7 protein-coding genes are annotated in these 6,144 nt (G+C 65.3%); 2 read left to right on the plus strand and 5 right to left on the minus strand.

Annotated elements, in window-relative coordinates; genetic code table 11:
- Nucleotides 1-98: 98 nt before the first annotated feature.
- Entirely contained in the window at nt 99-1,172 is a 1,074-nt protein-coding gene (locus tag EP28_RS10260; protein ID WP_049983933.1) for an aldo/keto reductase, read from the plus strand.
- A gap of 361 nt (nt 1,173-1,533) precedes the next feature.
- Here EP28_RS10260 and EP28_RS10265 read toward each other — a convergent pair whose 3' ends face one another.
- The 5 genes from EP28_RS10265 to EP28_RS14190 form a co-directional block, all read right to left on the minus strand.
- On the minus strand, nt 1,534-2,484 hold the full coding sequence (locus EP28_RS10265) for a DUF7260 family protein (protein WP_049983934.1): 951 nt from the start codon (nt 2,482-2,484) through the stop codon (nt 1,534-1,536).
- A gap of 84 nt (nt 2,485-2,568) precedes the next feature.
- Nucleotides 2,569-3,411, minus strand: coding sequence for an eIF2B alpha/beta/delta subunit family protein (locus tag EP28_RS10270; protein ID WP_049983935.1), 843 nt, complete (start codon nt 3,409-3,411; stop codon nt 2,569-2,571).
- 97 nt (nt 3,412-3,508) lie between these two features.
- Nucleotides 3,509-4,054: a DUF1684 domain-containing protein gene (locus EP28_RS10275; protein ID WP_049983936.1), complete on the minus strand. Its 546-nt coding sequence runs from the start codon at nt 4,052-4,054 to the stop codon at nt 3,509-3,511.
- Between the two features lie 333 nt (nt 4,055-4,387).
- Entirely contained in the window at nt 4,388-5,440 is a 1,053-nt protein-coding gene (locus tag EP28_RS10280; RefSeq protein WP_230455332.1) for a tyrosine-type recombinase/integrase, read from the minus strand.
- On the minus strand, nt 5,437-5,604 hold the full coding sequence (locus EP28_RS14190; protein ID WP_155118464.1) for a hypothetical protein: 168 nt from the start codon (nt 5,602-5,604) through the stop codon (nt 5,437-5,439). The genes EP28_RS10280 and EP28_RS14190 overlap by 4 nt, the downstream gene beginning before the upstream one ends.
- 59 nt (nt 5,605-5,663) lie before the next feature.
- On the opposite strand from EP28_RS14190, the gene EP28_RS14195 reads away from it, so the two are divergent.
- A complete protein-coding gene (locus tag EP28_RS14195) occupies nt 5,664-5,999 on the plus strand; it encodes a hypothetical protein (protein WP_155118465.1) in 336 nt (111 codons plus the stop codon).
- Nucleotides 6,000-6,144: the final 145 nt, after the last annotated feature.

Here is a 6,144-nt window from a genome sequence, read left to right on the forward strand (position 1 = left end):
CGGTTGTGCGAAGGTGTGATCAGAGAGTGTCGTCGACGGCGTTACCGCCTCGTGGGAGCAACCGTACCCGCTAAGTGTCCCGATCCCGAAAGGCGGGTATGCAACACCGCGAACTCGGGAACTCCGGCGTCGAGGTCTCGGAGATCGGCTTCGGCGCGTGGGTCGTCGGCACCGACTGGTGGGGCGACCGCTCGGACGAGCAGGCGATCGGCATGGTCGAGGACGCGCTCGACGCCGGCGTCACCTACGTCGATACGGGCGACGTGTACGGCCACGGCGACAGCGAGGAGATCATCGGGAAGGCGATACAGGACCGCCGAGACGAGGTGACGCTCGCGACGAAGATCGGCTACGACTTCTACAACAACCCGCAGGCCGGCCACGGCGAACTCCCCAAGGAACTCGACCGCGACTACCTCGAAACCGCGTTCGAGCGCTCGCTCGACCGGCTCGACACGGATTACGTCGACCTGCTCCAGCTCCACAACGCGAACGTCGAGGACGTCACCCCCGCGGTCCGTGACCTGCTGGCCGAGTGGAAGGCAGACGGTCGCGTCCGCGCGCTCGGCTGGGCGCTCGGTCCCTCCATCGGCTGGCTCGCCGAGGGCGACGCCGCCGTCGAGTACGAGGAGTTCGACGCGGTCCAGACCGTGTTCAACCTCTTCGAACAACAGCCCGGTCGGCATTTCGTCGAGACGATCCGCGAGTCCGACTCGGACACCTCCGTCATCGCCCGCGTGCCGCACTCCTCGGGACTCCTCAACGAGCAGGTCACGCCGGACACCGTCCTCGAAGACGGCGACCACCGCTCGCACCGCCCGAAAGAGTGGTACGAGACGGGCTGGGAGAAGCTGGAGGCGATCCGCTTCCTCGAAGACCCGGGCCACGCCGAAGGGACCCGCACGATGGCGCAGGCGGCGATCCGCTGGCTACTCGCACACGACGAGGTCGCCTCCGTCACCCCCACGTTCCGCGACGCAGACGACATCGCCGCGTGGAGCGCCGCGAGTGACGTCCCGCCGCTCTCCGAGGCGGAGTACGACCGCGTCGACGACCTGTATGCGCGCAACTTTGACATCGACCGCGACGACGGGATGGACGTCCTCAGAACGTCCGTCGACGGCGAAGACATCGAGGCCGCCGGGCTCGACAAACGCGCCGCCTCGTACTGACTCGGTTTTACACCCCCAGCTTTCACATCTCCCGGTTCCGCATCCCAAGGTCCGAACCCATCGGCTCCATCCACCCAGCCCCGGACCCGCCAGTTTCGCATCGAGATCGACCGACTGCGCGGATGTTTCTCCGATAGAGACCACTTTCACTCCGCTATCTGTAGGAACGTAGCGCGACGAGCGGCCCTCGATACAGACTGCTCGGAAGTGGTGGCTCGGTCGAAACCCATCGTCACAAGGGGCTCAGTGGGGGTAACACGTCGTCATGGCCACCACCAGCAGCGTGACCGTCTGCGGATATAAAACTCCCGTGACGACACTCTCCGTCGACGGACGCGCGGTCGCCGTGACAGACAGCCCGCTACCGACCGCGAGCGAGCCGCCTCGCCACGCGGTCTTTATCGGATCGGACCCGATCGCCGAGTTCCGCGATCTGTGACAACACCGGGTGATTCGGTCCTTCGGTCGGTCCGTAGAGGTACTCGTAGAAGGCTCGCTCGTCTTCCACGCCGAGGCTGGCTTCCGGTCGCAGCGGCGGGTCGTCGAGCGCCGTCTGCCGGTCGACGGCGAGCGCGTCGCACTCGCGTTCGAGTTCGTCGAGCCGCTCCCAGACGTCGATGGCGGCGTCCGTCGGATCGCGATCGATCCCGTCGAGGTGTTCGACGAGCCGCCGACGGCGACGGTCCACGCCAGCAAGATCGCTTTTGACGGCTCCGAGCGCGTCGATCTCGGTGTTGATAGCCTCTCCCAGTGCGGACCGGGCCTCGGCCGCCTGTCGACTCCGCCTGACGAGCGCCGACTGCGCCCCGGCCGAAAGCGTTCGGTCCGACGCCAGCGCAGTCGCCGTGTCGGGCCCCAGTTCGGCGGCGAGACTCTCCGGGAGCGTCTCGTCGTACTCGCGTTCGTAATGGGGAAGCGACATCACGGTGTCTCTATACGCCGCGAGCACGCGCCTGAGCGTCACGTCGCCGCCCGCCCTGTCGACGGTGTGCACCCTCGCGGCCGGGCCGTCGAGGGGTGCCGTCATCGACTCCGCCGGCGCGGGTTCGAGCGAGGCGACGCGGTCGGCAAACGACTCGAAGGCGTCCCGCTCGGCCAGCACACGGGAGCGTTCGCTCCGACAGGCCTCCGTCGCGTCGCGAACGTACGTGAACGCGAGGAACGCGACGACCCCGGCGAGAACGACTGCGGTGATCGCCCCCGGTTCGGTCGCCACCGCACTCACCTCACACGAGAGGGTCGCACACTCCGCGACCGCTGGGTCGGCACTCGGGACCTGAAACACCCCGGCCGAACCCGGATTCACGCTCATTATGAATGGTAACACGGTACACACACAAAGCGTTTGTGACCCGTTCACTCGCCGTGATACCCGGGGATCACTTCAGATCCCCTTTCACTCCCGGACGCCGTCGTCGGTGATCACGGTTCCGATCATGCCGATCGGCGTCGCGTCGTAGCTCGGGTTCTCGATCGTGACGCCCTCGACCGGCTCGCGCATCACCTCGACGGCGTCGCGGAACTCGTTTTCGAACCGGAACTCCTCGATGGTCTTCGCGCCTGAGCCGACCGCGGTGACCGGGACGCCGAGTTCGCGGGCGGTGACGACCAGGGGGAACGTCCCGATCCGGTTGTAGTAGGTGCCGCCGGTGATACATGTGATCCCGAGCAGGACGCGGTCGCAGTCGCGGAGGGCGTACCCCATCGCGCTGTCGACGACCATCCGGGTGTCGACGCGCGACATCCCGGCGAGCGCGCGCGCCGTCTTCCGGCCGAGCGTCCGCGGCCGCGCCTCCGTGACGTACACCGTCAGGTGCGCGCCGTCGCGCGCCGCGTTCTCGATCGATTCGAGGACGGTCGTCGAGTAGTCGTGGACGAGGAGGGTGTCGCCGTCTTCGATGTGTTCGGCGGCGTTGGCGGCCGCCTCGCCCTTCGCCGTCTCTATCTCTTCGGTGACCCGAGCGATCACGTCTTCGAGGCGCTGTTTCGCCGCCTCGACGGACGTGACCTCGCCGACGATGGAGCGTTCGACGTCGCGCATCGCGTTGTGGAGCGCGGCGTGTGAGGGGTTCGAGCGGCGCAACACGCCGGCGTTGTGTTCGAGGTCGCGCTCGAACTCGTCGACGGTCACGTACTCCCGATCGAGCAGCTCCGCGAGCGACTGCGTCGCCTTCACGGCCACCGCGGACGTGCTGTGGGTTCGCATCGCCCGTATCTCGGCGACGGTCTCGTCGATCATACGTGACCGTCGTCGGCACCGGTGAAATGAATTCCGGGCCACGCGGCAGCCGGCGCGCTCGCGGCGCTGCGGCCGCCGGTCTCTCTCGGAGTCGCCGTCACTCGATGTCCGGGGTCCGCTCCCCGGCCGGCACCACGATTTCGAGCCAGTTCTCTTCCGGCGGGAGCGGACAGGAGAACGTCTCGCTGTACGCACAGAATGGGTTGTACGCGAGGTTGAAATCCAGCGTGACGCTCGCGCCGTCGACGAGGTCGGCGTCCGGCTCTAACTCCATGTACCGGCCGTTGTGGTACGTCTGCTGGCCGGTCGTCTTGTCGCGGAAGGGGACGAAGATCGCCCCGTCGTCGCCCTCCTGCCTATAGCCCGCGAGGGTGTGCTCGTCGCCGCCGACCTCGAACGCGAACGTGACGATCCGGAGGTACCGGACCGGGTTGCTCGCGGTCGTCTCCATCTCGACGGGTTCGGGGTCGTCGTGGACGGTCAGCGTCGCCTCGACGCGGTAGTCGGGGTCCGGCGGGAAGTAGTCGAGCCCGTCGAACGCCTCGCGCTGCTCGGGCGGGATCGGCGACTGCGGATGCTCGGCGAAGAACTCGTCCTTCTCGCGGCGGTTCGCGCGGAGCCGCTCTGCGTACTCATCGCTCATGTGCGGGCGGACGGTCGGGAGGGGTTTCAGGTTCGCGGTCGAGAATCCGGGTGCGCGACGAACGGACACCGTCGGGTCCCGTGAACGACGCGTACGGGCACGGTGGGATCCCCGTGAGCGAAGCGAACGGGGGTACACCGTGCGAGTGAACGGACGTGAATGAGCACGCAGGGGATTCGAACCGGAGGAAGACGGTCGGCCTCGCTTCGCTCGGCCGCTGCGACTTCTAGGGTTCGAATCCCCTGCGTGCCGGTTCGCTCGTCGCTTCGCTCCTCACTGTACGGGCACAGTGGGGTCTAGAGACCCGGTTATTCGCGGCGTAGGGTTCCGGATTCATAGGTCTGGGAGGAAGTCGCTGCGTTGCTCTGCCTGTTCTCGGTCGGACCGCCGATCGTAGTGCCGACTCAGAATGTCCTCGCTCGCGTTCAGCCGATCCTCGACGATGCGACGCGGAACGTCCTCCCGCCGGTAGTAGGTCACCCGCCCACTCCGCACGTCGTGAGGAGATCGCGACGACGGGCACTTGCTCGCGTGGTCGATGTTCGTCGCCTCACACGAGTCGATATCCCGATCGTGGGGACAACCCTCATCGCGCCAGCAGGGACGAGTCACCCGATAGAGCGTTTTCCGAAACGTGTTGCCCGCCGGTCGACCGTACCGCGTCGTGATCAGCGGGTTCCGGTCGTACTCGTCGGTCACATCGTCGCGGTGATACTCGACGTAGTCCTCGATGTACCGAGCGGTTTTCTGACTGATTCGATTCCAGCGAGTCCCCGACTCGTGGTTCTTGAGAGGAGTTCCCGTCTCCGGACGGTGAACATAGTGGACGGCGGGACCAGAGAAACGAGGATGCGTTCCGTCGAGGTCGCAATCTTCGAGGTCGAGACCACGGACCGCGCCGCTCCGTGCACCCGTCTCCCACAGTAGGAGGAGGACGATGTGATCGCGAGACGCGGGTTGCGCGTTTTCGAGGTAGTCCAGAATCTCGATAACCCGTTCGGGTTTGAGCGTGGTCTCCGACACGTCCTCCCCGTTCTTCATCGTCGGGAGGCTGAGCTGTTCGTACAGCTCGGGGTCGACAGCATCGATGTCGCCAGCGAACCGGAGGAATCTGCGAAGCGTTGCCAGCTGACTCTTGAGTGTGACGAGTTTGATCGGATCGCGCCCGTCGCCCTTCCCCTCTCTCCGCCAGGTGCGGTATTGGTAGAGGTCACGACCGGACACCTCGTTCAGATTCTCGATCCCCTCCTCATCGCAAAACTGGATGAAGGAACGGAGCCGGTGGTACTCACTCCGCCGCGTCGACTCCGAGTGTTCGTCCTCCATCGCACTGTGAAACATCTCGATGGCGTCGACCGGAGAGATCGGTTCGAGGTCGTCGCTCACAGGTACCCCTCCGGGGTGTCGAGGATTTCGTGGTCCGGGTGCTCCTCGGTGAAGTGATCGAGGTAGCCAGCCACCTGTCGGGCGTACGGGGTGAACCCGTCTGGTGGCTCCGGATCGATCGGGGCGTCACAGAGCGGGCAGGTGGTGAGGTCAGAAGTCGTCACCGTGCACCACCGTCGAGATCGTCGTCGTAGGGACCAGTCGGGGTGACGAGCTGCACCTGGTGGCGGACGAGGAGCGCGTCCGTCTTCTTATCGCGAAGCTCGTGGAACGCGCCGTCGACATCATCTCGACGAGCGCAGAGCTGACACCAGAAATGGTGATTCGTGGGTTCCCACGTACGATGTCCGAGAGGGCAGACGTAGCGCCAACGATCGACCTCGTTCTCGATGCGAACGAGTTCTTTTGGGGCCATCACGTCACGCCGACGGTCGGCCATATAAAAGCCCGAACCCTTGTACGGACAGTGAAAGTGAAACTGAAGCCGAGCGAGTTCTCTGGTTACTGCGCTATCACGTCCGTCGTAGAGGGATTGAATACCCCCGACCGTGTGTGCTGACATGGCTTTCGTGCCTCAGTCACGGAAGCCCACGCGAACCCGAGGGCCTATCTCGGGGTTCGCTTTTGGCTGAGTCGTCGTTCTCGTCCCGTAGCTTCCGTTGAGTCTATTCTATTCGGGATAGTATTTAGTTATTGCTCAATAA

The sequence above is a fragment of the Halorubrum sp. BV1 genome (genome assembly GCF_000746205.1).
Lineage (GTDB): Archaea > Halobacteriota > Halobacteria > Halobacteriales > Haloferacaceae > Halorubrum.

What these genes read in the sequence shown, in the direction of transcription:
- EP28_RS10260 (WP_049983933.1), top strand. Translation starts at nt 99, where the DNA reads ATGCAACACCGCGAACTCGGGAACTCCGGCGTCGAGGTCTCGGAGATC.
- EP28_RS10265 (WP_049983934.1), bottom strand. Translation starts at nt 2,484, where the DNA reads ATGAGCGTGAATCCGGGTTCGGCCGGGGTGTTTCAGGTCCCGAGTGCC.
- EP28_RS10270 (WP_049983935.1), bottom strand. Translation starts at nt 3,411, where the DNA reads ATGATCGACGAGACCGTCGCCGAGATACGGGCGATGCGAACCCACAGC.
- EP28_RS10275 (WP_049983936.1), bottom strand. Translation starts at nt 4,054, where the DNA reads ATGAGCGATGAGTACGCAGAGCGGCTCCGCGCGAACCGCCGCGAGAAG.